General features: G+C 61.3%; 23 protein-coding genes. 9 read left to right on the forward strand and 14 right to left on the reverse strand.

The features are described from left to right. Nucleotides 1-5: 5 nt before the first annotated feature. Nucleotides 6-497 (reverse strand): hypothetical protein, encoded by a 492-nt coding sequence (locus E4021_RS10560; RefSeq protein ID WP_136459155.1) that lies wholly within the window; start codon nucleotides 495-497, stop codon nucleotides 6-8. Between the two features lie 32 nt (nucleotides 498-529). Beyond that, the gene (locus tag E4021_RS10565; protein ID WP_136459157.1) at nucleotides 530-1,027 is read right to left on the reverse strand and encodes a CIA30 family protein; all 498 of its coding nucleotides are present in this window, start codon (nucleotides 1,025-1,027) and stop codon (nucleotides 530-532) included. A gap of 204 nt (nucleotides 1,028-1,231) precedes the next feature. Between E4021_RS10565 and E4021_RS10570 the strand changes: the two genes are divergently transcribed. Next, entirely contained in the window at nucleotides 1,232-2,254 is a 1,023-nt protein-coding gene (locus E4021_RS10570) for a phosphotransferase family protein (protein ID WP_136459159.1), read from the forward strand. A gap of 281 nt (nucleotides 2,255-2,535) precedes the next feature. Beyond that, a complete protein-coding gene (locus E4021_RS10575; RefSeq protein WP_168797558.1) occupies nucleotides 2,536-2,889 on the forward strand; it encodes a LytR/AlgR family response regulator transcription factor in 354 nt (117 codons plus the stop codon). Here the strand turns inward: E4021_RS10575 and E4021_RS10580 are convergent, their stop codons facing one another. From E4021_RS10580 to E4021_RS10600, 5 genes are read right to left on the reverse strand one after another with little or no spacing between them, the layout of a single operon-like run. Beyond that, on the reverse strand, nucleotides 2,890-3,144 hold the full coding sequence (locus E4021_RS10580) for a carboxypeptidase-like regulatory domain-containing protein (RefSeq protein ID WP_136459163.1): 255 nt from the start codon (nucleotides 3,142-3,144) through the stop codon (nucleotides 2,890-2,892). Continuing rightward, nucleotides 3,144-4,250: a trypsin-like serine peptidase gene (locus tag E4021_RS10585; RefSeq protein ID WP_136459165.1), complete on the reverse strand. Its 1,107-nt coding sequence runs from the start codon at nucleotides 4,248-4,250 to the stop codon at nucleotides 3,144-3,146. Before E4021_RS10585 ends, E4021_RS10580 begins: the two co-directional genes overlap by 1 nt. Nucleotides 4,251-4,282: 32 nt before the next feature. Beyond that, the gene (locus E4021_RS10590) at nucleotides 4,283-4,621 is read right to left on the reverse strand and encodes a hypothetical protein (protein ID WP_136459167.1); all 339 of its coding nucleotides are present in this window, start codon (nucleotides 4,619-4,621) and stop codon (nucleotides 4,283-4,285) included. Nucleotide 4,622: 1 nt separating this feature from the next. Next, complete coding sequence (locus E4021_RS10595; RefSeq protein WP_136459169.1) at nucleotides 4,623-5,210, reverse strand: hypothetical protein; 588 nt, start codon at nucleotides 5,208-5,210, stop codon at nucleotides 4,623-4,625. Nucleotides 5,211-5,237: 27 nt separating this feature from the next. Beyond that, on the reverse strand, nucleotides 5,238-6,005 hold the full coding sequence (locus E4021_RS10600; RefSeq protein WP_136459171.1) for a hypothetical protein: 768 nt from the start codon (nucleotides 6,003-6,005) through the stop codon (nucleotides 5,238-5,240). Nucleotides 6,006-6,201: 196 nt separating this feature from the next. Between E4021_RS10600 and E4021_RS10605 the strand changes: the two genes are divergently transcribed. Next, nucleotides 6,202-7,419 (forward strand): acyl-CoA dehydrogenase family protein, encoded by a 1,218-nt coding sequence (locus E4021_RS10605; protein WP_136459173.1) that lies wholly within the window; start codon nucleotides 6,202-6,204, stop codon nucleotides 7,417-7,419. A gap of 63 nt (nucleotides 7,420-7,482) precedes the next feature. Here the strand turns inward: E4021_RS10605 and E4021_RS10610 are convergent, their stop codons facing one another. The 3 genes from E4021_RS10610 to E4021_RS10620 form a co-directional block, all read right to left on the reverse strand. Beyond that, the gene (locus tag E4021_RS10610; RefSeq protein ID WP_136459175.1) at nucleotides 7,483-8,547 is read right to left on the reverse strand and encodes a hypothetical protein; all 1,065 of its coding nucleotides are present in this window, start codon (nucleotides 8,545-8,547) and stop codon (nucleotides 7,483-7,485) included. Nucleotides 8,548-8,687: 140 nt separating this feature from the next. Next, nucleotides 8,688-10,358, reverse strand: a complete 1,671-nt coding sequence (locus E4021_RS10615; protein ID WP_136459177.1) for an AMP-binding protein — start codon at nucleotides 10,356-10,358, stop codon at nucleotides 8,688-8,690. Nucleotides 10,359-10,455: 97 nt separating this feature from the next. Further along, a complete protein-coding gene (locus E4021_RS10620; protein WP_136459179.1) occupies nucleotides 10,456-11,490 on the reverse strand; it encodes a hypothetical protein in 1,035 nt (344 codons plus the stop codon). 409 nt (nucleotides 11,491-11,899) lie between these two features. On the opposite strand from E4021_RS10620, the gene E4021_RS10625 reads away from it, so the two are divergent. Next, on the forward strand, nucleotides 11,900-14,479 hold the full coding sequence (locus E4021_RS10625; RefSeq protein ID WP_246050276.1) for a M14 family zinc carboxypeptidase: 2,580 nt from the start codon (nucleotides 11,900-11,902) through the stop codon (nucleotides 14,477-14,479). Nucleotides 14,480-14,595: 116 nt separating this feature from the next. Continuing rightward, the gene (locus tag E4021_RS10630; RefSeq protein ID WP_136459181.1) at nucleotides 14,596-15,798 is read left to right on the forward strand and encodes an RsmB/NOP family class I SAM-dependent RNA methyltransferase; all 1,203 of its coding nucleotides are present in this window, start codon (nucleotides 14,596-14,598) and stop codon (nucleotides 15,796-15,798) included. Here the strand turns inward: E4021_RS10630 and E4021_RS10635 are convergent. Beyond that, nucleotides 15,756-17,198 carry an adenylate/guanylate cyclase domain-containing protein gene (locus tag E4021_RS10635; RefSeq protein WP_136459183.1) on the reverse strand — a complete coding sequence of 481 codons (1,443 nt, stop codon included), beginning with the start codon at nucleotides 17,196-17,198 and terminating at the stop codon, nucleotides 15,756-15,758. The two genes, E4021_RS10630 and E4021_RS10635, sit on opposite strands and share 43 nt — an antisense overlap. Nucleotides 17,199-17,200: 2 nt before the next feature. Continuing rightward, nucleotides 17,201-17,968 carry an SDR family NAD(P)-dependent oxidoreductase gene (locus tag E4021_RS10640; protein WP_136459185.1) on the reverse strand — a complete coding sequence of 256 codons (768 nt, stop codon included), beginning with the start codon at nucleotides 17,966-17,968 and terminating at the stop codon, nucleotides 17,201-17,203. A 74-nt stretch (nucleotides 17,969-18,042) separates the two neighbouring features. On the opposite strand from E4021_RS10640, the gene E4021_RS10645 reads away from it, so the two are divergent. Beyond that, a complete protein-coding gene (locus E4021_RS10645) occupies nucleotides 18,043-18,996 on the forward strand; it encodes a hypothetical protein (protein WP_136459187.1) in 954 nt (317 codons plus the stop codon). Here the strand turns inward: E4021_RS10645 and E4021_RS10650 are convergent. Both E4021_RS10650 and E4021_RS10655 read right to left on the reverse strand, forming a co-directional pair. Further along, complete coding sequence (locus tag E4021_RS10650; RefSeq protein ID WP_211097001.1) at nucleotides 18,993-19,631, reverse strand: DUF2911 domain-containing protein; 639 nt, start codon at nucleotides 19,629-19,631, stop codon at nucleotides 18,993-18,995. The genes E4021_RS10645 and E4021_RS10650 overlap by 4 nt on opposite strands. Nucleotides 19,632-19,693: 62 nt before the next feature. Beyond that, nucleotides 19,694-20,512 (reverse strand): SDR family NAD(P)-dependent oxidoreductase, encoded by an 819-nt coding sequence (locus E4021_RS10655; RefSeq protein ID WP_136459189.1) that lies wholly within the window; start codon nucleotides 20,510-20,512, stop codon nucleotides 19,694-19,696. Between the two features lie 153 nt (nucleotides 20,513-20,665). Here E4021_RS10655 and thyA point away from each other — a divergent pair, with 153 nt between their 5' ends. The 3 genes from thyA to E4021_RS10670 are packed head-to-tail and all read left to right on the forward strand — an operon-like array spanning nucleotide 20,666 to nucleotide 23,386. Further along, on the forward strand, nucleotides 20,666-21,571 hold the full coding sequence (gene thyA / locus E4021_RS10660; RefSeq protein ID WP_136459191.1) for a thymidylate synthase: 906 nt from the start codon (nucleotides 20,666-20,668) through the stop codon (nucleotides 21,569-21,571). Then, the gene (locus E4021_RS10665) at nucleotides 21,571-22,047 is read left to right on the forward strand and encodes a YkgJ family cysteine cluster protein (protein WP_136459193.1); all 477 of its coding nucleotides are present in this window, start codon (nucleotides 21,571-21,573) and stop codon (nucleotides 22,045-22,047) included. The genes thyA and E4021_RS10665 overlap by 1 nt, the downstream gene beginning before the upstream one ends. A 1-nt stretch (nucleotide 22,048) precedes the next feature. Beyond that, complete coding sequence (locus E4021_RS10670) at nucleotides 22,049-23,386, forward strand: DUF2254 domain-containing protein (protein ID WP_136459195.1); 1,338 nt, start codon at nucleotides 22,049-22,051, stop codon at nucleotides 23,384-23,386. The last annotated feature ends 33 nt before the right edge of the window (nucleotides 23,387-23,419 follow it).

Consider the following 23,419-nt stretch of genomic DNA (forward strand, 5'->3'; position numbering starts at 1 on the left):
TGGATTCAGCCTTTGCGCAGACTGCGGGCAATCTGACCGTTCCTGTCGAGGTAAACCACGTTAAAACCGGTGGCCTGTCCGCACTCTTCCATTGCCGCGATAAATTCCGCCGAACGATCCAGGTCGGAAACCTCGATCTTGATATTGTCCCGATGCGTAAAGACGGTCATGACCATTCGGGTACTGCCGAAGGAATTATAAGTTTCCTGCACCGTGATGCGCTGCACCTCGCTAAGGTGGATGCGGCGGTTGGTTCCGAACAGGTGGCGTACTTCGAGTTCATCCTCCCGCAGGGTTATGCCTGCGTTGAGGGTATGCCCGTAATGGATCAGGAAGCCGATGGCCGTCAGCGACAGCAGGGTTTTCAGCACGATGAGCGGATCGGCGGGCTCGTCGTTGAGCAGGGTCAGGGCAATTACTACAATAGCCGATACGACCAGAACCTGTCCGGCCCGGGCGCCGCGCAAAGAGGTGTAGGTATTCGTTTCGGCTGGCATATCACCAAGATACGCCCCGGAAGGGAAACCTGCTACAGAAGTTCCAGGCGGTCAATCAACAACTGGAAGCGTTGTTCGCGACCGTTGGCGATCAGAAATGAGATCTCGGCGATGCGGCTTCCATCAAAGTTGGGCAGCTCCAAGGCCTGTCCGCGCCGTACCGGGCGCATATCGGCCAGGGGCACCTCGATCACTTCCCATTCTCCGGAGGTGGAGAAGGGGTAGACATAGGAAAAATCCTGTTGCGCGTTGGGTTTGACGCGAAACTCGAATCCACTGCCATCGCCGCGCACGTACAGGAGTACCCGGTTGTAGGCCTGGGTGACTACCGGGGGATTGAAGCGGTGGCGCACCGAAGAAAATCCGCCCCCGTCGCGTAGGGAAACCGCTCCATAAAAGCGCCCTTTCTTTTCCTTCGTAATGGCAAAGTGGCCATCGGAATGGCCCCCCATAACGATATCGTCGAGCACGCGCCAGCGGGCGGCCACGGAATATTCATTAAAGGCATACAATGAGGTGGGCGGATTCATGCGCGAGGCAAGTTTGTAGGCTAAAGGCAAGCCGTGCGCGGAATGTTTGCGCGCAACAAGCCGGAATAGGACTGTAAATTATCCTTTTCCGCGGTGCCCATCCGCACCAATTTAATGGTTATCCAGGCAGGGCCTTACCAAGGCGTAGTAAGGGTTCCCTGGCCGACCGTTAATCCTTAGTTTACGCCGCCATCCCCCTTGCGTATGAATACCCGCCCCGGAGAAGAACTGCCCACCGAGCGCCTGTTACCTTATCTGCGCGAGCACCTCCCGGGCCTGCGCGGTCCGATGGAAGTGACGCAGTTCCGCGGCGGCCACGCCAACCTTACCTACGAACTGAAATTTGCGAACCGGGAGCTGGTGCTGCGGCGACCACCCTTCGGCGAGATCGCACCGGGAGCCCACGATATGCGTCGGGAATACCGGATCCTTTCGCGCCTGCACCCCTACTTTGCACCCGCGCCCCGCGCCCTGCTCCTGGGCACGGACCCCTCCATTCTGGGCGCAGACTTTGTGGTGATGGAACGGCGGCACGGCACCGTCATTCGCTATGAGGTGCCGGAAGGATTTCGACAACTGCCCCAGGTCAGGCGCCGGCTCACCGACGCCCTGATGCGGGTGATGGCGGACCTCCACCAGGTGGACGTCGCCGAAGCGGGCCTGGAAGACCTGGGCCGACCGGAAGGCTTCGCCGAACGACAACTCGGAGGCTGGAAAAAGCGGTGGGAACGCTCCCGTACGGAGGAGAACGCCGATATGGACCTCCTCGGGCAGTCCCTGGTGGCCGATGTTCCCCGTCCGCAGGCAGTGTCTATTGTGCATGGCGACCTGAAGTTTGACAACTGCCAGTTTAAAACCGGGCAGCCCGACCTGGTAACCTCCGTATTCGACTGGGATATGGCCACGCTCGGCGATCCCCTGATCGACCTGGCGGGCACCCTCAGCTTCTGGCCCGATCCGGCCCTGAATGCCGCCGCAATGCCCCTGCCCCTGCTGGCGGGCAACTGGCCCGAGAAAGCTTACCTGAAAGAGAATTACGCAGCATATACCGGATTCGACCTGAGCCGCATGCCCTGGTACGAGGCTTTTGCTTGCTACAAGACGGCCGTGATCGCCCAGCAACTCTACCACCGGTACGTGCAGGGCAGCACCCGCGACGAGCGCATGGAGAAATTTGGCCTGGCCGCCCGCGCCTTTGCCCGGCTCGGGGTACAAAAATTGCCCTGATCTCCGAGACTGCGGAATACATCCTTCTAACTCCCGTCCGGCGGCCTGCGGAGGAGTTGTTATCTCCTGAAAACCATGATATTAGACCGTAAAATATCTGTAGAGGTACTGGCCCGGAAAGTGTGGATTTAATTGCTTTTCAGGGTGCCAAAGGCTATATTTAATAGACCACCGTTACCCATACATCCTCACACCCGCCTTCACTTATGGTCGATCCGGCAAATGCACGGAAGATTACTGCCGGAGAACCGGATCGGACCAGCGGCCCCCTGCGCAAGCGTGTGCACCGACTTAAACGCCGGCGGTACCGGCTGCCCTTACCGGACCAAAGCGGGATTCTTTACGCACACGTCACCGAGATCACGCACTTGCAATCGGAAGGCAATTACACTACCGTACACCTTTTCAACGGGGAGCGCCGAATGGTGTGCCGCTCGATTGGCGATCTGGAATGCTGCCTGTCCGGGCGGGGGTTCTTGCGGGTCCACCAGTCATACCTGGTCAACCTGCGCTACGTGACCGAGTACCTACGGGAGGGCGGCGGGAAGATCCTGCTGGCGGGTGGAGGCCACGCGTACCTGGCGCGGAGCCGCAAGCGGGAGTTTTTCGCCGCGATGCAGGACCGTTCGGTGTGATCAGCGATCCAGTTGGAGCCGCAGGCGGCCGTCCGGCCGGGGTACGGTAAACTCCACGGTGCGCCCGCCGCCGCCGGGCGGGGTCACGCGCAAGCGAAAGCGACCCTCGGGCATCTCATCAAGGAAAAAGCGACCGCCCCGGTCGGTCATCATGGCGATGTCCGGTACCGGCGCGGTGGCGCTTACGATAGACAGGGTAGCGTCGGCGATGGGCCTGCCATCCGGGTCGAGCAGCAGTCCTTCGATGGTCTGCATCAGGCACCTTCTCTGGCCCAGCGCATGAGGTTTGACTTGACGGAAGCGTTGATCCGCGTGCCTCCGTTGCCGCTCATGCTGCCGGTGGTGTGAATGCCGACGGCGATGCGGTTGTTGCCCCGGCGGAAGAAGATGGGTGAACCGCTCTGTCCGCCCGCGGTATCGATGAGGTACGACAGGCGCTTGTCGGTAAGCCGGGCAATCCGCCGGGCGTGGTAATACTGGTGCTTGCCTCCCTTGTCGCCCGGGTAGCCGCAAATGTTGACGTATTTCTGCAGCAGGGTGCGGTTGGAGTAGGAGGCGTAGCGGAAAGTGCCGGTGCGTTTGCCAAATGGATGACTACGGGGCAGGATGATCGCGCCGTAGTCGTAGTCGCGTTGCTTGCCGCTCACCCATCCCTTGACCGACCGGAAGGCGGTGGCGCGGCAGGTGCCGAATGGTTTGCTGTTGCCGTTCATGCCCGGGCTGACCTGGATCGATTTGGGCCAGCCGCCGGCGTTGTGCAGGTATACGCAGTGGCCCGCGGTGATGACGGTGCGCGGACTGATCAGCCAACCGGTGCCGACGTACCGGCGGCCGTTCTTGGCTTCGATGACCAGTTGCACGATGGCGCGGTAGGGGAAATTGCGGGTAGAGGGCACCCGACGGCGGTCGTCACGGCCGATCACCACCTCCATCACGGTAGTTTCATCGGGATAGGTAGCGGCGTAGGCCTCCTCGATCTTGGGCTGGTCGCCAACGATGGAGATGCCGCCGCCGCCCCCGCCGGGCATATCGTCCATCATGCCTTCACCGCCGTAGTCGTCCTGGCCCTCATCTTCGTCGCCGGCTTCGTCGTGGAATTCTTCCAGGGTGCCGTAGGATTCATCGGGGTCGTCCTGCTGCTGTTGCGGTTGCTGTTGTGGTTGAAAGCCCGGGGACGCCCCGCCGGATTCCTGGAGTTGTTCCAGGCCCAGGGATTCCAGGGTATCGGTGGATTCATCCATGGATCCGTTTGATTCTCCGAACTCGGAGTAGGAGCCACCGAATTCGTCGCCGCCCTGGTCGCCGCTATCGCTGCTGACGACGGAGTGGCCATTGCTGAATTTTTGGGTCTTGGTTTCCATAGTTTGTTGTATTCAAGCGTTAAGGTGGGTTTTCAGGCCGTGTGGGAAGGCTCCTGCTGGCTGGCCGATTTTGAAGCCTTGCTTTCGCGTTTGCCGCTGCCGCCGGACTGGCGGAAATTTGGGAAGTCTTCGTAGTCGGATTTGTAGCCCGACTTGCGTGGCCGTCGTGGTTTGCGGTCCATCAGGAGAAAGAGTAGCAGCAGGTTGTTCTGATTGCCCTGGTTGCCCTGGAGAGCAAGGAAGAGCGGGAGGAAGTTGTCCCTGTCTCCGCCGCCTTTGCGGCCCTGGAGGGCCTGGATCAGGAGGAGGGTGCGCAGGGTGTCGCCGCAGCGGTTGCCCTGGGTGCGGTTGGATTGACTTTCGTTGTTCATGTCAGCCTTGTTTGTTGAGGAGGGTGAGGAGAAGCAGGGTGGAGAGCCGGTCGTCACCCTCCTGGTCGTCGTTTTTCTGCAGAAGGAGCAGGGGCAGCAAACACTCCAGTTGCTGGCCGCCACGGGCGGAGCCGGTCGCGGTACTGCCCTGGCCCTGCCCGAGCAGTTGGAGCAGCAGTAGGCTTTGTTTGTCGAAGGAACTGTTCTCGACGATCTGGGATTCGTCCTGACCCGCGAAGCGGATGGTTTCCAGCTGCGGGAGGTCAAGCAACTGGGCCATGAATTGCGACTGCTGCATGCCCGAAGTGGTGCGCTCCAGTTCCTGGATGCGTCGGGCCAGGTTGGCGGGGGTGCCGGCCCGGCGGCTGATCAGCTGCAGGTGTCGGCGCAGGGCCGCGATCTGCCGTTGGAGGCGGTGTACGGCCCGGTAGAGGTTCGAGCCGCCCCGGCGTTGGCGCCGGCTTTCTCCGTATTCGTCATAGTCGCCAGATTCTTCCTCCCAGCCCTCGTAGCCGCCGTAGGGATCGTTTTCATAGTCGGATTCCGAGGATGAATAGTCGTTGCCGTTGAAGGTTTTAAAATTTGCCATGGTGGATGTGCTTGCTAGGGTGAGAGATTAGTAGTATTCATCTTCGGAGTAGGCGAACTCGTCGTCCCACTCATCGGAACCCTCGAAGCCGTCGTCGCCGAAGCTTTCGAAGTCGTCAAAGGCCTCATCGCCGAATTCATCGTCGACTACTTCTTCCACGATCACTTCCTGGCCGTAGAGCTTCTGCAGGCTGGATTCCAGGGAGCTTTCGCCGCTTTCCCCGTATTCGTTGGCTACGCTTGAAGAGAGGCCGCCGCTACTACCACCACCGCCCATCGCCCCCCCGATGGCGCCGCCTCCTAGCAATTTCAAAACATTGAGGAATTCCGGCAGTGTCACTTCGGTAAACTCCCGCCGTCCGCCCTGACGGCGCACGTGGCGGATCATCCGGCGACCGATGGGTCCGCGCGGACTTACGCGGTTGAGCAGGTTACCGGCCAGCAGGCGCTTCAGCCGCGGGTCGTTGAGCAGTTTGAGGAGGTGGCTGATGCGGGAACGGTTGCCCGTCACCCGGCGGGCGCGGGAACGCCGGCGGGTACGCCGGCCGCGAAGGGCGCTTCCGATCTTGTTAACCCCCCAACCGATCGCCTTTCCGATGAAAGGGGTGGCAATGCTGGCCAGGGCGCCGAAAAATTCGTCGCGTTCCTCGGCGGACATGCGTTTGATGGCCGGGTCTACGGCCGAATCGAGTTCGCGGTAGGGCGCATCCTGAAATCGGGGATCCACCACCTGTCTGAGCGCTTCGTAGTATTCGGAGGCGGACAGTCCGTAGTCCTCCAGGGTTTGGTTGTCCATAGTGTTTATGGGTTGGTGTGCAGTAGGTGTTCTAATATATCTGTGGTTGCCCGCCCCGGACCGAACGGCTTTACATCCGGGGCCTTTGACTGCACGTCGGCACCCGCCCGCTGGGAATCCGGTATTTCCGCTCCCGCAAGGCCCGAACGGTGCGGCAGACGTACTTTGTCCAACCACCGCCCAAGCACCTGTCGCTATGCTTTTTGACCACACCGAGACCACCCTTGACAACATCCGCCACCTGAAAGGCTTCATGCAGGAGCACGTCTACCCCCTCGAAGGGGAATACCGGCGCTTCACCGACGCCCATCCCTGGCGGGTATTTCCCCGTATGGAGAAGTTGAAGGATAAGGCCCGGGCTGCCGGGCTATGGAACCTCTTTCTGCCGGAGGACTACGGCGACTTCAGTCCCGGCCTGACCAACCTGCAGTACGCCCCCCTGGCCGAAATTATGGGCCGCGTGCTGTGGGCCAGCGAGATCTTCAACTGTAGTGCGCCGGACACCGGAAATATGGAGGTGCTGGCTAAATACGGCACGCCGGAGCAACAGCGCGACTGGTTGCTGCCGCTGCTCGACGGCCAGATCCGTTCGGCTTTCCTCATGACGGAACCGGGTGTCGCCTCCTCGGACGCCACCAACATCGAAACGCGCATTGATCGCGACGGCGACGACTACATCATCAACGGCCGGAAGTGGTGGAGCACCGGCGCCATGCACCCCGACTGCCGGGTGTACGTGGTGATGGGCAAGACCAACCCCGAGGCACCTCGTCACCAGCAGCAGAGCATGATCCTCGTGCCGGCCGACACGCCCGGCGTGAATGTGGTGCGGCCGCTCACGGCCTTTGGAACCCACGACAGCCCCCACGGCCACGCGGAAATCCAACTCACCAACGTGCGGGTACCGGCCACAAACCTCCTGCTGGGGGAAGGGCGTGGCTTCGAGATCGCGCAGGGCCGACTGGGGCCGGGACGTATCCACCACTGTATGCGCCTGATCGGGGTGGCCCAGCGTTCACTGGAGTTGGCTTGCGCGAGGGTAGGGGAGCGGACCGTATTCGGACGCGAACTATCAAAGTTCAGCAGCGTGCGTCAGGAGGTAGCCCGCAGCCGCTGCGAGATCGAGCAGGCACGCTTGCTTACCCTGAGTGCCGCCGACCGCATCGACCGCCACGGCATCAAGGGCGCGAAGGACCTGGTGGCCATGATCAAGATCGTGTGCCCCCAGATGGCCTGTACGGTCGTCGACCGGGCCATCCAGCTCCACGGCGGACTCGGAGTTTCATCTGACCTGCCTCTGGCCGAGTTCTACGCCTACGCCCGCAGCATTCGCCTGGCCGACGGGCCGGACGAGGTGCATATGTACCAGCTGGGGCGGAATACGATCGGCCAGTACGCGGGAGTTAGTTCCTAATCCGCGCCACTGCTGTGTTGAGCCTATGTCAACCGCTACTCCGTCCCACGGCTTGCGCACGGCCTAGTTGAGGGAATTGAGGAAAAAACGACCACCTAGGGTCACGGCCAGCAGATCGTAGGATCGGGTGGAGTAGTACCCAAGTTTACTGAGTAACCGGTGGTAGGTGAGGCCAGTTTCCAATGCAATATCGGGCCGCAGAAAAATAAGCAGGCCCGCGGCGGCCTGGGCGGTGGTGTAAGCCCCGGTCCTATTGTAGTACGATCGTTGAAATTGCCGCTGCAGACTGGCTTCAAGAAACATACTAACGGGCCCCTCGGTAGCGGCGAACTTCCGGAAGACGGGACCTACGCCAAATGTTTCCGTAGAACCGCGCCTTTGGTTATCCCACATCGATTGGTAGTGATATTGACTGGTCAATCCGACCGCAAAACTCTGGCCAACGAGCAACTGTATTGAAGGATTAGCCCGTACCTGTACAACGTCGCGGTCCGTCAGGGCGGTGACGGTAATCGCACTCGTGCCAAGCATGATCGACCCCTTGCGAAAACCCGATTCAACGGGAACCCCCTTGTTCTCGCCATCGTTCAGCACAAATCCTATACCGAGCGAAGCGATGAACCGGTCATTCCGCGCCGTCATCGCTTCAGCAGTGGCAATTGCGTATGCCAGTTCCGGTACGAACCTTACGCTGGGTGATAAACGAAGGCTGGCGCCAAAGCCCGGCGCCACTTCCAGTACCCCGTCGGTGAAGACTACTGCACCGCTGACGAAAACACCGGTCGTCGGGGTATTAGTCAAGTACGTACGCGTACTCATTCCTAAACTGTAGGTATAACTTCTATCGGCAACTTCGGCGGTAATGGACGTAAAGCCGGCCGCAAAATGAAGCTGCAGGGCATCCGCTAGCATGAAGCCGTAATTCGGTAGTACATAGGATTGAATGGTACGGGAGGCCGACAGAGGGCCGAGAAAAGCTAAGTCGGAAGCCAGCAGCGGTTCCAACCGACCGAGAGCGTACACCGGGGAGGCAGTGCCAAAACCTAAAAATTGATCGCCCTTTTGTAGTTGGGCCGTGACCGGCAGGGATAATAGTCCCATCGCCAGCAAAAGAGATAATCTGTGCATCAATAAGTGAGTATAAAGATTACTATAACAACGGGAGCAACGGCCACCCTATTTGAAAGGCGGGTCGATGTAACGGGGAAGAGAGAAAATAAAAGAGCCCAAGCAATTAGTAACGCTTAGTGAAAAACAGTCAGTCGCCATTACTCAAACACCACCCGCTCGCCGCCCATAATCCACCCCTCCATCCGCTCGCGGTAGAAGGCGTGTACCTGCGGCCGCTTGACCTTCAGGGTAGGGGTGAGGCGGTCGTTCTCGATGCTGAAGGGCTCTTTTGCGATCACCACCGCGGCCACTTTCTTGTAGCTGGGCAGCTTGGCGTTCACCTCGGCGAGCTGCGCCTCGAGTTGGGCCTTCACGGCCCCGCGATCCCGGTCCTGCCCGATTTCGGAGAGGGACACCACCAGCATGGGTTGGGGCATGCCAAGGCCCAGGATGCAGAGCTGGTCAACGTCGGTATTGCCGGCAAACTTCTCCTCGATCTCGTTCGGGACGATGAACTTGGCTTTGGCCGTCTTGAAGGTGTCCTTCACCCGGCCGATGAGGTAGAGGAAGCCCTCCTCATCGACGCGCCCCTGGTCGCCGGTGTGGAGCCAGCCGTCGGCGTCGATGGTCTCCGCGGTCTTTTCCTCCTCCTTGTAGTAGCCCCGCATAGTGTAGGGCGAGCGCGTCAGCACCTCTCCGCTCTCGGAGTCGATACGGCATTCGGTGCCGGGAAGGGTCTGCCCCACGGAGCCCGGCTTGTCCTGGTGGGCGAAGATCATGTGGCTCACCGCGCCGTTTTCGGTCATGGCGTAGGCCTCCGAAATGGGTATGCCGATACTGGCGAACCAGTCTTTGGTGGCCTGCGCAATGGGCGCCGCGCCGGTTACGTTGCAGCGCGATTGGTCCAGCCCCAGTCCCTTGCGGATCTTGCGTTTGATGAACCAAGAGACTACCGGGATTTTCAGCAGGGTATCCAGTTTTTCCTGCGGGAGTTTTTTCAGTACGCCCTGTTGCAGTTTGGTCCAGATGCGCGGCACGGCAAAGAAGAAGGTCGGCCGTGCGTGCTGCAGGTTGGCGGCGAAGCGGTCGATGCTCTCGGTGAAGAAGATCTCCCCGCCGTGGGTGAGGCACATGGTCTCGATGGTGCCGCGTTCGGCTACGTGGTTGAGCGGCAGGAAGCTGAAGTAGCGGTTGTCGCCCTGGTAGTCGTTCTCCAGCGGATTTTTCGGGTAGAGCTCCCGCATCAACGCGATCTGGTTTTCGATGCTCAGCATCACCCCCTTGGGCGTTCCGGTGGTGCCGGAAGTGAAGATGAGGGTCCAGAGTCCGTCGCGGTCCTGCAGTGGCTGGCCCGGCAGGGGTTCGTACGTTTCGAGGATTTCTTCCCAGGCCTTGCCGCGGTCAACTTGGGAGTTGTCGGCGTAGTGCGGAAAGCGGACGACCGGCAGGTCGTCGGGGACGCCGGTCTTCATGTTGTCCCACACCTCCGTTTTGCCCACGAAGAGTAGGTCAACGTCGCCCAGCTCCAGCACTTCGGCGATCTGCTCTCCCGTGAGCGTAGCGAAGAAGGGTACGCTCACGTGGCCGGCCATCATGATCGCCAGGTCGGCGATGATCCATTCTCGACAGTTCTTGCTTACCAGTCCGATATGGCTGCCCGGCGCCAGGTCCTGATCGTTGAGGTAGGCCGCGATTCGGCGGGCCATTTGTCCGGTCTCGCCCCAGGTATAGGTCTCCCACCGTTCGCCGAAGGGCTGGTGCAGGAAGGGCTTTTCGGGGTGCGCGGCTTCCTTCTCGTAGAAAGATTCCAGGGTAGTGCGGTCGTACATGGTCGTCGGTCGGTTAAATCGGCTCGTAAGGTAGGAACTGGGGCGGCGGCGCGCGGGTGCCGAAGACGGTCAGGTAGGCCGTAACCGGGGAACACCGTTAGGGGTGAGGCAGTAACCGTAAGCGAATGGGTAATACAGAATATTGGTTGGCCATCCCAAATTTGGCATACAATCCGGTGGTGATCTCATTAGATTGAGGATCGTATTGGAAGGATAACAAATCGCAGGCCTCACTTACGGCGTACAGCATCCGGGGGTCGGTAGGGGAGCGGCTGACCACAGGGAAATCGACAAATACCTGATCGTTTACGGACAGATATGCCGTCTGTTGGGTGTCGATCTCCATTCCGAAGCGATAATCTTGGTGGTGAATCAGGTCATCGATGGGTAGTGATCCTCTCGCCGCAGCGGCAGGGGAACGGCGCGAGAAGGCGAAGCGGGGGTCGAGAGAAAAAAGGTTCGACTTCGATAGTTTATCGTACGAGGTCGGTTCGTCCGCCAACCATTTACCGGCCAATTCACCGGGAATATTATCCAACGTATCTTTCTTCCAGTGATAGGTGCCGGTCGATACCTGCCCTAAGGGGTTCACCAAGCGGTAAGCCCCGATATCGGCCCCTTCACCGAAAAGGTGCAGTATACCCATCTCATACAAGTAGAACAGGACATATCGTTGCAGTCTCACGACCCGTCTTTCCATGAGCTTAACGGCCTGAAGTGAATCGCCGTAGCGCAATTCCACGATGGCCGGGGGTGTCTGCTCGCACATTGTCAGGGGCACCAGTGTTGCGGCGGGCTCAGAAAGGCTCAGGGTAGAACGTTCGAACCGTTCGGTGGGGTAGAATTTTTCCGGGGCGGCGGCTAGCAAATCAAGCCGGTAGGTTTGGCCGGTCTGAAGATCGCCCAGCCGTAGTCCATCATCGCTACCGGTAATCGTGATTTGCCATTTCCCGAGGTCAAGTGTATCTCCCCTGCGCGTGTAGGCATACGAGTTCACATCGCGTTGACTGGGGTAGTAAAAGGACAAGGAGTCTCCGTGGAGGATGAACACCATACCCGCTAGATCGGAGTAATCCAAGCCGTCCACACTGTTCGTAGCGTTAGTGACGACGTAGAGTTTTTCCTCTTCCAAAGGGCTTGTGGTGGTCTCGGTCTGATCAATTTGGCACCCCGGAAAACAGCAGAGCAAGAAAAAGTATATAAACATACAAGTGGGATCAAGGTGGCGCAGGGGGTAATTTTTCCTAAAGGTAGAAACATGAAGATACTTGGGGCGGTCGCGAACGCCCCCGCTTTCAGCGGTGCGCTACTGATCCGATTTACCCAGACGATGCCGCGGACGCGGTACTTCATTCTTAGCTTTGGATACCTTCCGCGAGATGGTACTCGTGCGGGTCCGTACGCTTCTACCAAATGCGGATCTGGTCCTGTTCCATCTGGACTGGGCGGCGGCGCGCGGGTGCCAGGGACGGAACCGGCCGCCGGGCGGCAAAAGGCACCAAATCGCTATCTTCCCGGCCAAGCCAAAAAATAGCCCCACGTTGAAGAATTTGACCCCGCTCCTGTTGCTCTTTGCTTTACTGTATTGCACCCGCGCACTGGCGCAAAACGCCCCTACGGAAACGCCCGTGCCGCGCCAGACCTCCAACAGCCTGGAAGACTGGCCCCTGACCTACTACCTGCCCGACCTCGAGTACGATCCCGCCATCCCCACGCCGGAAGAATTCCTGGGCTGGCAGATCGGCGACTGGCACATCAGTCACGACCTGCAACAGGCCTACATGCGCCTCCTGGCGGCGAGCAGCGACCGCATAAAACTGGTGGAAATCGGTCGCACCTACGAAGACCGGCCGCTGCTGAACCTCATCTTCACCACCCCCGAGAACCACGCCAACCTGGAAGAACTGCGCCTGCGCCACCTCAACTGGAGCCGCCCGGACGGCGACTCCCGCGCCTCGGAGGTGAGTGACGTGCCCGGCGTCCTGTACCAGGGCTTCAGCATCCACGGCAACGAGCCCAGCGGCGCCAATGCCGCCCCCCTGGTGGCCTACTACCTGGCCGCCGCCCCAATGAGCGAGGTGGGCGACCTGCTGAACGACAACATCGTGGTCTTTGACCCCAGCTTCAACCCCGACGGACTCAACCGCTTCGCCAGCTGGGCCAACAGCCACAAAAACAAGAACATGACCGCGGACGGCAACGACCGCGAGTACAATGAAGCCTACCCCCGCGGCCGCAGCAACCACTACTGGTTCGACCTGAACCGCGATTGGCTGCCCGTGCAGCACCCGGAAAGCCGCGCCCGTATCGAGCAGTTTCACCGCTGGAAACCCAACGTGCTTACCGACCACCACGAGATGGGCACCGACGCCACCTTCTTCTTCATGCCCGGCGAGCCGACGCGCGTTCACCCCATGACGGCCCCCGTTAATCAGGAGCTGACGGCCAAGATCGGCACCTACCACGCCGCCGCCCTGGATGAAATCGGATCGCTTTATTACAGTGGGGAGGGCTACGACGACTTCTACTACGGCAAGGGATCGACCTATCCCGACATCTTCGGTACGGTGGGTATCCTGTTCGAGCAGGCCAGCTCACGCGGCCACCTGCAGGAGTCGGACAACGGATTACTCACCTTCCCCTTCACCATCCGCAACCAGGTGACCACGGCCCTGAGCACCTTCAAGGCCCTGACGGAACTGCGCCCCGAACTGCTTGCCTACCAGCGGGAGTTCAACCGCGACGGGGTGACGCGCGACGGCTACGTGATCGATGCCGACGGCGACCCGGGCCGCGCCCGCGAGCTGGCCAACATCCTGGCCCGCCACCAGCTGCCCGTGCAGCACGGCCGGAACAACCAGGGCCAGGAAGCCTACTACGTGCCGAAGACCCCCTTCAGCGAGGCGGCCTTCGAGCCGATCCTGGAATTTGAGGACAGCCTCTTTTACGACGTGTCCACCTTCAGTCTGCCCATGGCCTTTAACCTGCCGTACCGCCAGGTGAGCGGCGGTGCTCCCGGCGGGATGCAGTGGACCGATTTCACCCTTGGTGGAAGCCCCTCCGAGATTGACCGCAGCCGGGCGGAATACGCCTACTTCATCCCTTCCAACGACTACTACTCGGTGCGCGCCATCTTCCAGCTGCAGGAAGCCGGACTGCGCGTCAAGGTGAGCGACCAACCCTTCTCGATCAACAACGGCGCCACGCAATTCGGCCGCGGTACGGCCATGGTGCCCGTGGTGGGCCAGAATATGTCGGCCGAGGAAATCCACCGCATCGTCAGCGAGGTGGAGGACGAGACCGGGATCGATATCCTGACCACTGACAGCGGCCTGGTGGATCCGGGCGGGCTCATGCTCGGCTCACGCTCCGCTTACCAGACCCTGCGCAAACCCGAAATTGCCCTGCTCATCGAGGGCTCCACGAGCAGTCTGGACGCCGGCGAGGCCTGGCACCTGCTCGACCAGCGCTTCGGCATTCCGATCACCAAATTGCCGATCGACGAGGTGGGGCGTGCCGACCTGAGCCGGTACAACACCATCATCATGCCCGACGGCTACTACAACAACCTGGACGAGTCGGTAGCCACCGCACTGAAGGACTGGATGGGCCACGACAAGGTCTTCATCACCGTAGAGCGGGCCAGTGCCTGGGCAGCCAAGAACGGCCTGGCCAAGCTCACCGAGCGTAAGCCCGCGGATCCCGACAGCAGCATCACCCAGCGGCCCTACGCTAAAGCCTCGCGCGACGGCGGCGGCCGGGTACTGGGCGGCTCGATCTACCAGACGACGGCCGATCTGACGCACCCCCTGCTGTTCGGCCTGCAACGGGAGGAGATCCCAGTCTTCCGCAGCGGCACCCTGCTCTTTGAGCCCGCCAAGAACGTGTACGCCACGCCCTTGCGCTACGCCGAGGAGCCCCTGTTGAGCGGCTACAGTCCGCGGGGTTTCGCCAAGTCAGCGGCCGGATCGGCAGCCATAGTGGTGAGCGGCAACCGGGGCGGGCGCACCATCTCCTTCGCCAACAATCCGAACTTTCGCGCCTTCTGGTTTGGGACGAACCGCCTGTTCATGAACGCCATCATGTTCGGCAGCACGATCGACGGCTCGGCGGTGGAGTAGTGGTCGGACCGGTAAGTGGTCGGACGACTTAAGTGGTCCTGCCACTTATCGGTGGACCACTTTGCAATAAAAATGCCCCAACAGCCCGCCCCCGCGGTGGCCCCTAACCCCTGCCTATGAAACTCTACGCCGCCCACCTTCACGCCATCGCCGAGGCCCTGCAGAATATCTTCCGTGAGGGAGCCTACGCCGACCGGGAGATCGCGCGCATCCTCAAGGCCGACAAGCGGCGGGGCAGCAACGACCGGGCCTTCATCGCCGAACACACCTACGCCATCGTGCGCTACTACCGGCTCTACGCCCACCTGGCCGGCGCCGAACCGCAGACGAAGGCGGAGTGGTGGAGGCTGATGGGGATTCACCTGCTGCTCAACGGCATTGACCTGCCCGACTGGCGCGAGTTCAAGGATCTGGACCGTAGTACCCTGCAAAGCGCCCTGGAAGAAGCTCGTACCGACCGGGCGCTGCGCGAGAGTATCCCCGACTGGCTGGACGTGCTGGGAGAAGAGCAATTGGGAGCGGAGTGGACCGCCACTATTGCCGCCCTCAACGAGCAGGCACCGGTGGTGTTGCGGGTCAACCGACTACAGGCCGATGCGGCCGCTGTCACCGAAAGCCTCGCGCAGGAGGGAATAGTCGTGGAACCCCTGGCCGGCGACGCACTGCTGGTCACCGAACGCAAGAACCTCTTCCGCACCAAGGCCTTCCAGCGCGGGCTATTCGAGGTGCAGGACTACAGCAGCCAGCAGGCCGCGCCGGCTCTCGAAGTGGAGCCCGGTCAACTGGTGGTCGACGCCTGCGCCGGAGCCGGAGGAAAGAGCCTGCACCTGGCCGCGCTGATGGAGAACAAGGGGCGGCTGCTCAGCCTGGACATCCACGGCTGGAAACTGGAAGAACTCAAGCGCCGCGCCCGCCGCAACGGCGTGACCAATCTCGAAGCGCGGCCCATCACCTCCACGAAGATCATCAAGCGCCTCACTGGCAAAGCAGACCGGGTATTGCTCGACGTGCCCTGCTCCGGACTCGGTGTCCTACGCCGGAACCCGGACGCGAAATGGAAACTCAGTCCCGAATCGATCGAGCGCGTAGTGCAAGAGCAACAAGAAATTCTGACCAACTACAGTCGCATGGTCAAACCCGGGGGCAAACTGGTCTACGCCACCTGTAGCGTACTGCCGCGGGAGAACGGCGATCAACTTCGAGCGTTCCTGCCTTCCCCCGCCGGGGAGGGCTGGGAAGTGGAGGAGGAGCGCAGCCTGCTGCCGCAACGCGACGGCTACGACGGATTCTTTATCAGCCGGCTGTCCAGAACCCGATAGCGGTCCAGCAGGCCCATGTTCTTGGCTTCAAAGGTGCCGATGCGCTCGCACTCGAAGCGGCTGTCGAGCAGGTTCCGCGTGGCTTTGCTGATGGTGACTTCCCCCGGCACCCCGGCGGCCTCCAGTCGGGCGGCCTGGTTGACCGTATCCCCCCAGATGTCGAAGGCGAATTTCTTCTGGCCCACCACGCCGGCCACCACCGGCCCGGTATGAATGCCGATGCGCGCCTGGAAGTCGCCGGCCTCGGACAGGTACCGCTGGATTTCCAGGGCGGCCCGCACGGTTTTGGCGGCGTGGTCGGGGTCCTCTTCCGGCACGCCCCCCACGCACATGTAAGCGTCGCCGATGGTTTTGATCTTTTCCAGCCCGTGCCGTTCGATGATCTCGTCGAAGGCCCGGAACGTGCGGTCGAGTACCTCCACCAGTTCTTCCGGCTCGCGTTGGCTCGCGATGCGGCTGAAGCCCACAAAATCGGAGAACAGCACCGATGCCGAGTCGTACCGACGGGCGGTGGCCCGGCCTGTTTCCTTGAGTTCCGTGGCAATTTTTCGGGGCAGGATATTGAGCAGCAGCTCGTCGCTGCGTTCCTGGGCCACCTGAATGCGCTGCTGAAAGCGTTGCGCCGAACGGTAGCGCAGGTACAGCAGCGCCAATGCCACCAGGATGCCGAGGGCCAGCACGATGAAGAAGTTACGTCGCTGCCGTTCTTCGGAGGTGAGGGATTCCTGCTGTTTGAGGAGAAACTCCTGCCGCACGATCCGTAAACTGTCGTTGAGGAGCTCGTACTTGAAGGAGTCCAAAGCCAGGTCCTGCTGCTGGATGCGCAGCAGTTGGCGCAGTTGACTGTCGTTGAGCGCTTCGATTTCCCGGTTTTGCAGGGCCACGATCGCGGTCAGGGCCGTTTCATCGACATCGTCGCTGTTGTCGGGGGAGGGCGCGGGTGCACTGGGGCGGAACTCGCGCAGGAGTGGCAGACCCTGCACGGTGGAGCCCTCCTGCTCGACAATGTCGCGCAACTGGGCGATGATGGAGTCCACCGTCGAGGTCATCCCCGCATCGCTAAAGCCCGCTGAGGCCAGCCGTAGTGATTCTATCCCAGCCACCCGGTCGCGGGAACTCGACGCGGGATCCTCCAGCAGGGCGCGGCCGTAAAGGTAATTGCCGTAGGCCTCCACGTTTGAGAGGCGCTGCTGGCGCCCGGATTCGGTGAGCGCGCGGCTCTGGGTGCGGGCGAGCTTGAATTTACCCTGGTCGATCATGGACTCGATCGCCTGAATCTGTCCGTCGTAGGCCGATTGGCCGAAGCAGGCTGGGGCAGCGGGTGCCAGAGTGAGCAGGCACAAGAGCAGGATCAGTCGGTTCAGCCATTGGTGCGGCGCGGCGAGCGGGAGCATGGCCATCGCTAATGCAGGTAACTGGCCCCGTTCAGGTCCAGTACCCCTCCGGTGGTGAAGGCGGCGTCGGGACTCGCCAGGTACAGCACCGCCCGGGCTACTTCCTCTACGGTGGCGACCCGGTTGAGGGGGCTTTGCGCGCGTACCGCCGCCCCGGCCTCGCCCTGGAGGTGGGGGCGGGCCATCGCGGTTTCGATGAAGCCGGGGGCCACGGCGTGTACCGTTATGTTGTCGCCTCCGACTTCCCGGGCCAGGGACTGGCTCAGGCTGTGCAGGCCGGCCTTGGCGGCCCCGTAGCCCACCTGCCCTGGCTCACCGCGGTAAGCGCCCCGGCTGCCAATGTTGATGATGGTTCCGCCGCCCCGCCCGCGCATGTGCTGAATGGCCTGGTAGGCGGCCGCGGCGGGTCCGATAAGGTTGGTGTTCAGGGTCTGCTGAAAGGTGCTCAACCACTTCTCGAAGGATAGACTGCCGTCGACGGGGTGGGGGGTGAAGATGCCCGCGTTGTTGACCAGAATGTCCAGGTGGCCCAGTTCGGCCACGGCACCGTCAACCAGTTTCCTGGCGGCCTGGGGATCGGAAACGTCAGCCTGGAGGATGGCGTGGCCGTCACCGGGTAGGGATGCGAGCACTTCGCGGGCGGCGTCGGCACTGCGGTGATAGTGGAGGCAGACGCGGGCACCGGCCTGCGCCAGCAGGGCAGCCGTAGCCCGGCCCACGCCCCGGCTGCTGCCCGTTACCAGGGCGGTGCGATGGCTGAAGTCGACTGTTATCATAATGCAAATGTAGGAGGTGGGGTCATACTTTTAGGGTGGCGCCAGCGTCTTAAGCTGAAGACCTAATCTTACTTATGTACTACCGTAGATTGCTTTTGACGTTCCTCGTGTTCGCTTCGGTGGGCCTCTCCGCCCAAACGGGGGACCTTTCCGAAGGTGCGCGCGCCGAAATGGCCGCGGCGGAGGAGCGGCTGGCCGCTCTCGTCGAGACCGTCTACACGGACAGTTCGGAGGTGGCTCGCTTCCAGGCCTGCCGGGACCTCATCAAGGAACTGGTGGCCGTACTGGATCGCCCGCACTCTTTTGAGTACGACTTCGCCGGCGTGCCCGGCCTGAGCATTCAGTATCCCGACGACCGCAGTTTCCGCATCTTCTCCTGGGAGCTTTACGTGGACCGCGAAACTTACCGCCATTACGGTGCCATCCAGCGCAACTCCCAGGAGCTGGAACTCATTCCCCTGGTCGACCGCGGCGAAAGCTGGCTGGAAAATCCGGAAAACGCCGTAGTGACGGCCGACAACTGGTTGGGATACGTAGTCTACGATATCCAACAGGGTGGGGAATACCAGGGTAGGCCGTACTACTTCGTGTTCGGCTACGACAGCTACGATGCTTATCGCCGGCGCAAGATCCTGGACGTGTTGTCCTTCGATCCATCCGGGAAGGCGGTATTCGGAATGCCGATTTTCGACACCTACTCCGAATCCGGCCTGCTGCTGCCCGACCGGGCCCGTCTGATCCTCATGTACGGCGCGGAAGCCACGGTGGCCCTACGATTCGATGACGAACTGAACGGGGTGGTCTTTGAGAACCTGGTGATGATGCCCGGCAGCTACGGGGAGGGGCCCGTGAATATGCCCGACGGCAGCTACCACCTGCTCAGTCTTGGCGAGGACGGCCGCTGGAAGGAAGAAGAGCAAATCTTTACCCATAAATACGACGAAGCCCCCCGCGAGGTACCTAAACCAAGCGAGGGGCGTGATATCATCGGCCGTGGGGGCAAGCCCAAGGGCGGCGGCGGTCGCTAGCGGGCGGCGGGGGCCACGGGGAAGCTGATCACCAGGTCGGACCACATCATCTCGACGTTGTTGTCGTCCAGGGCGAAATCCATCCGCTCGGCGGGAGTGGAAACTTCCTCGGCCATACCCTTCACGCGGAGTGCGTCGTCGGCCTCCGAGTAATCGTAGGCCCCCCACTGGTCAGCGGTCTTATTGAAGATAATCGTCCAGTTGTTCTTGTCCTCGGGCAGGGTAAAGAGTGAATAGGTACCGGCGGGCAGGGTGGCTCCTTCGGCGCCGACCTTTACGTCCTGCTTGAAGGTAATGCGGGTGGCTTCGTTCGCGCCCGTACGCCAGACCTTGCCGTAGGGCACCAGGTCACCGTAGATGGTCCGCTCATTGACTGCGGGGCTACCGTAATTGATGGTTACGTCTACGCCGTTGACCGTACCGGTAAGCTCCTTGCGGGGGCTTTTGACGGTAGTGTCGAGCACGGCGATGTTGTAGCCGCGATCGTTGGTCATACCGTCGTCGGTGGAAGCCATATCGGGCTGTTCAGCCGTCGGCGGCGGGGTGGTCTCCGGGGCACCGTTAGACGGGGTGTTGCAGCTCACGGCGAAGAGGAGGCCGCCGAAGAGCAGAGAGTGAAAGATGATGCGTTGCATGGTTGGTTTGTGTTAGTAAGTAAAAGTGCTCGTTAAACGTGGGACGGCGGGTAAAGGTGAAGTTATACCTGCGGTTTTTTTGCGCCTTCGCGGATGCGATCGACGAACTGCGGCGAGGCGGCGTAGGCCGACCAGCCTCCATCGACGAGTAGCTGCTGCCCGGTAATGTGCGCCCCGCCCGGTCCGAGCAGGAAGCCGACCGCCGCTGCCACATCGGCGGGCAGGCCCACGCGGCCCGTGGGGTTCAGGATGGACCATACGCCGGCGTAGTCCGGTTCCTCCATTTCGGTACGTTCGGTAAGCACGGCTCCCGGGGCCACGCAGTTTACGGTGATGCCGAGGGGAGCCAGGTCGAGGGTAAGTTGCTGGGCCAGCATGGCGATCCCCGCCTTGGACATGCCGTAGGCGGCCAGGTCCGGATAGGCCCGGTTGCCAACGTTGGAGCCGATCAGCACGATCCGTCCTGCCGTGCCCTCCTGGCGGAATTGTCGCGCCGCCGCCTGCGCCAGGAAAAAAGTACCCTTGAGGTTCAGGGCGGTAAGCCGGTCAAAGCTTTCCTCGGAGAACTCAAAGAAACTGCCGAATTCCGTCAGTCCGGCATTAGCCACGATCATTTTCAGGGTCGAGTTCTCGAGTGTAGCGGCAAAGTCCACCAGTTCATAAACGAAGTCCACGCTGCCGGCGTCACCCACGTACGGGAAGGCACGACCGGGTCCGAAGCTGTTCAATTCCCCTACGGCCTCGGCCGTGGCGGTGGGGTTGATGTCGTTCACGACTACGGAGGCGCCGTTCTCCACGAGGTAACGGGCGATGCCGAAACCGATCCCGGTAGCGGCACCGGTCACGATGGCGGTCTGACCATTGAAGAAGGGAGAAGGCATATGAGGAAATTGAGCACTCATGCTGGGCGGGTTGAAAGGTATCGGGTTAGGGTCCTACGGCCCGCCTGGGCGAACCACCGTATAAAGTCCGGTACGCGGGGATAGTTTTACCTTAGCGTGGTTTTCCGGCGGGGTGTCGGATAAAGGCTGCTTATGAAAACGTATCTGGACCTGCTGGGCCACATTCTGGAATCGGGCACGCCGAAGGGCGACCGGACGGGTACCGGAACGCTGTCCGTGTTCGGCTACCAGTCCCGCTACGACCTGCGCGCCGGTTTTCCGCTCCTGACCACGAAGAAGGTCCACTGGAAAAGCGTGGTCCACGAATTGCTTTGGTTCATCCGGGGAGACACCAACATCCGTTACCTGGTACAGAACGGCGTACGGATCTGGAACGAATGGCCCTTCCAGCACTACCTGCAATCCACCGGCCGGGCAGCCGACCTGCCCAAGCACGGCACCGCGTGGAAAGCCGCCCTCGCGGAGTTCACCGCGCGCATTGCCAACGATGCGGCGTTTGCCGCGGAGTGGGGGGAACTCGGACCGGTGTACGGCAAACAGTGGCGCGACTTCAACGGCGTCGACCAACTCCGGGAAGTGGTCGAGAATATCCGCCGCAGCCCGGACAGCCGACGGCACATCGTCACTGCCTGGAACCCCACCGATATCCCCGAAATGGTGAAGGCGGGGCTGCCCCCCTGCCATACCCTGTTCCAGTTCTACGTGGCCGAGGGGCGGTTGAGCTGCCAACTGTACCAGCGTTCGGCCGACGTCTTTCTCGGGGTACCCTTCAACATTGCCTCCTACGCTCTGCTCACCCATCTGGTGGCCCGCGAATGCGGACTCGAGGTCGGTGACTTCGTACATACCCTGGGCGACGCCCACCTGTACCAAAACCACCTGGAACAAGCGACCTTGCAACGCACCCGCGCGCCGCGCCCGCTCCCCAGCCTGCACATTCCGGCCTCCGCCCCGGGGATGTTCGAGATCCAGTTTGAGGATATCGAACTGCGGGATTACGACCCCTGGCCCGCGATCCGGGCCCCGATAGCCGTATAATGGACGTCAGCAAGGAACTCGAACGCGCCGGTCACGAATACAAGGCCAACCGGAAATTCATCTCCCGCCTCCGGGCCCGGCCGCCCCGCGACCTGGACGAGCGGATCCACGAGGAACACGAGGCCGCCTTCGAGCGGATCGACTGCCTGACGTGCGCCAACTGCTGCAAAACCACCAGTCCGATCTTCCGCGACATCGACATCGACCGCCTGGCCCGTCACCTCGGTATCCGGCCCGCGGAACTGGTGGAGCGCTACCTGCGGCTCGACGACGAGCAGGATTACGTCCTGCAGGTGGCGCCCTGTCCCTTTCTGGGGGCAGACAATTACTGCTCGGTGTATGAGGCCCGCCCGAAGGCCTGCCGGGAATATCCCCACACCGACCGGAAAAACATGTTACCCCTGCTCCCGTTGACGCTTAGAAACAGCCTGGTCTGTCCCGCCGTAGGGGAGGTGCTGCGCGGGCTGCGTGAATAATATGGGACACATCTACCGTACACTTCAGACCTTCGCCAAGCAAGCCGTCAGGAGCGTGGCCTTTTTGCCCGTTCCCATGATCATCGCCGCGGTGCTGCTGGGTTTCCTGTTTTTCTGGCTGGAGAAAAACACTGAGATCAGCAAGCACGCTACGGAAATCTTCCCGGCCCTGGCCATAACCAGTCAGGATACGGCCCGCACCATCCTGGGCATGTTTATCGGGGGGCTGATCACGCTTACCGTTTTCACCTTCACGCAAATCATGAGTCTGCTCAACCAGGTGGCCAGCAGCTATTCTCCCCGCCTGCTGCCCAAGCTGACTGGCGACCGTGCCCTGCAGTTCGTCATGGGGCTCAACCTGGCAACCATCGTGCTGACCATCACAGTCTTGCTGTCAATCCGCAGCAACGACGAATACAGCATCCCCAATTTTTCGATCCTGATTTGCACCATCCTGGGCATCACCTGTCTGGTGCTTTTCGTGTACTTCGTGACCACCATCACGCGCAAGATCCAGGTGAGCAGCATCATCGATGCCACGGCCAATGACGCGATGTCCAGTCTGGATCGCGAGCGCACGTGGAGTGAAAAAGGATACGCAGAAGGCAGTATACCGCCCGAAGTACTGCTCTGGGACGCCATCCCCAGTCCGCTGGGCGGCTACGTAGGCACGGTAGACCACGACACCCTGGCCCAGCTGGGTATCGAGTACGGTACACGCTTTTACATCGGCATCAGCAAGGGCCAGTACGTCCCTCGCGGGTTACCCATCCTGCAGACGGAGCACCGCCTCGATAAGGATCAGATAGAGCGCGTACTTGCCGCCGTGTCGCCGATCCCCGATCAGTTTGACGACTGGTACCTGCCGAATTTAAAACAGCTCACGGAGATTGCCCTGAAGGCCCTGTCCCCCGGCATCAACGACCCGGCAACGGCCCTTATGGTCATCGACCGGCAGACCGAAGTGCTGGCCGAACTGATGGACGTGCCCCTGCACAATGTCTACCGTTCCAAGGAGGGTGGGGAAGTCTGGTTTGCGCGTCACGGGTACCAGGAGGTGCTTGTGGCCCTGATGCAGGAGATGCGCTGCTACGCCAAGCAGGATCCGCTGGTGATGCGGCGGCTGTTTCAGATGCTGTACCATTTGCTGCAACTGGCCGGGGACAGGCTCTCGTACCGCCGCTACATCGAGCATGAAATTCGGGTGCTGGTATCGGATGCCCGTGCCGGGATCAGCAACCGCGCCGACCGGGCGGTGATCGCCAACGATCTCCGGTACCATCGACGGGCCATTGCGGGTGCGCGCCGGGTTACGGTGCTGGACCAGGTGGAGGCATAGGGGCCCCTCAGTCCATCAATATTATCCTCGAGA

Source organism: Neolewinella litorea, from assembly GCF_004803465.1.
Classification (GTDB): Bacteria; Bacteroidota; Bacteroidia; order Chitinophagales; family Saprospiraceae; genus Neolewinella; species Neolewinella litorea.